The 2,066-nt window shown below is 65.2% G+C and carries 2 protein-coding genes and 1 pseudogene; all 3 read right to left on the reverse strand.

Going from position 1 to position 2,066, the window contains the following annotated elements:
* Positions 1-334: 334 nt before the first annotated feature.
* Positions 335-541: pseudogene (locus MPTA5024_RS43770) on the reverse strand (transposase); the annotation flags it as partial.
* 52 nt (positions 542-593) lie between these two features.
* Positions 594-1,619 (reverse strand): methyltransferase, encoded by a 1,026-nt coding sequence (locus MPTA5024_RS25750; protein ID WP_051458627.1) that lies wholly within the window; start codon positions 1,617-1,619, stop codon positions 594-596.
* A gap of 245 nt (positions 1,620-1,864) precedes the next feature.
* The coding region (locus MPTA5024_RS43775) for a hypothetical protein (RefSeq protein WP_232326629.1) at positions 1,865-2,066 on the reverse strand (202 nt) is incomplete at its 5' end.

Consider the following 2,066-nt stretch of genomic DNA (forward strand, 5'->3'; position numbering starts at 1 on the left):
GGACCTAGGTGTTCAAGTGCGTGCGGAGATCAGGCAAGAGGAGTTCGGGCACCGAGAGGATGCGCTTGCCGGCCGTCCAACGGGCGAACCTTAAATTGGGACGTTGCCTAATGTATCGAAGGAAAGACTGCCGCTCACGATGTGTCTGGCGCCGGAACGAACGTGACACTCTCCTCGGCACGTGCACCACTCGTCTGGTCGCGCCAATTATCCGGGAACTCTCATGCGTAGATAACAACAGAACGGACAGCTTTGACGGATGAAACGCCGAATACGGCAGCGGCAATTGTGATCTATGTGCTGGTGGCCGGGTCGGAGCGGCGGTGGTGGTGGTGATACTCGCACGCAGCGCCGCGGCGATCATCTGCAACGCCAGTTGCGGCTTGGTCGCGAACTCGATATCGGCGGGGATACCGGCGGCCGCCACACCGGCCCGGTCGGCGACCCAGGACCGCGGCAGGTAGAGCCGGACATCCGGCAGCGCCCGACCGGCCGCGCAGGCGTAGCCGAGGAACACCCCGATCTGGTCGTTTTCGACCCTCCAAGGGATCGGCCAGGATCCCGCTCGACGCGGACCCGAAATCAGTGCCCGGTCAGGCACGTACCGCCTCGAGGATCGACACATCTGATGTCGTCGCAACGACCCGCTCAAGCCGGAAACCGCAGGTCTGCAACAGCGACTCGTGTTCGCTGTGGGTGCGTTGCCTGCCCCCGGTGTGGATGAGCATCATGATGTCCATGGCTTTAGACCAGTCGGGCCCAGGGTCGTCGGGGACGACGCTCTCCACCAACAACAGCCGCGCATGCGGCGGAGCGGCCTTCCGTACAGCGGCCAGGATCGCCGTGGCCCGCTCGACGTCCCAGTCGTGGATCACGTCCATGAGCATGTAGGTGTCGCAGACCGGCAGCGGGTCCTTGAAGAAGTCGCCGGCTTGCAGTGTGAGCCGATCGGAGGCTATCTCCGCGGCACGCTCGATCACCGGGGGCAGGTCGAAAAGGATGCCCGTGGTTCGCTCGGCCGCGTCCACCACCGCCTGCAGTAGGTGTCCTTGGCCGCCGCCGATGTCGGCGATCGTTCCGCAGTCCGAGAAGTCGTAGGCGGCCAGGACACTCGCGACCTGGATACGCGCCTTTGAGACCATCGCGGCGTCGAAGATCCGGCCCGCCTCGGGATCACTTTGAAGGATGGCGAAGAACCCGTCCGGATTCAGCTTGTTCGTAGCCGGGAGTCCAGTCTGGAGTGAGTAGTCGAAGTAACCCAGTTGCTTTACAGTACGTTCGGTTCCGAATGTTGCCACGAAGTCACGCCAAGACTGGGGATGGTCGGAACGGAGCATTCGCGACGCGCCGGTGTGGGTGAAGCGGTCGTCGCTGGCCGCGAAGACGCCATGGGCAGCGAGGAGGCGAAGCACACGACTGAGGGCCTCGGGATTCGCCCCGGTAACTTCAGCCAGCTCCTGGGCCGTCCGCGGCGTGTCGTCGAGCGCGTCGGCGACGCTGAACCTGGCCACGGAGGCCAGACAGTGCCCGACAAACAGGCCCCCGAGCGCCGCGGTCAGTGTGTCGAAGGGCCCCGTCTGTCGATCGAGCACGGCGTGGTGGTCATCACTGGCGGCCATGAAACGCCTCCGATTTGTCCCCGGCACGTGGACGTCGCAATCATTGTGCGAGCCTCAAGGCGTCGTCGACATACGCAGGCCGCTCAGATTCGCGCGGAAGTCGCCATGGACGACAACTGAGAGACCGCCTCGGTTCCCCCAGCGTGGCGTGCCCGTTGCGTGCCCGTACGGTCGGCAACCAGCGGGGAATTACGGGGACTCACGGTCACTCGACCGGCGTACGCCCAGGTCACCGTTTCCGCAGCTCAGACCGCATGGTCGTGAAAGACTTCCCAAGCTGACAGCGCCGGTTCGCTATCTACCGGGCTGGCCCTTCCGCCCCCTGGGCCGCTGCCGCTCCGCATCCACACCGCCGCCGCGCTCGACAGCGGCGGGCGGGTGCTGGCATCGAGCAGTTCCCCGCCACCGCCGCCGGGTATGCCACCCTTCTTCGCCAACCCGCTAGGG

It is taken from the genome of Microbispora sp. ATCC PTA-5024 (genome assembly GCF_000511135.2).
Classification (GTDB): Bacteria; Actinomycetota; Actinomycetes; order Streptosporangiales; family Streptosporangiaceae; genus Microbispora; species Microbispora corallina.

Excerpts from the sequence above, each read along its gene's own strand:
- MPTA5024_RS25750 (WP_051458627.1), bottom strand. The coding sequence starts at position 1,619 with ATGGCCGCCAGTGATGACCACCACGCCGTGCTCGATCGACAGACGGGG.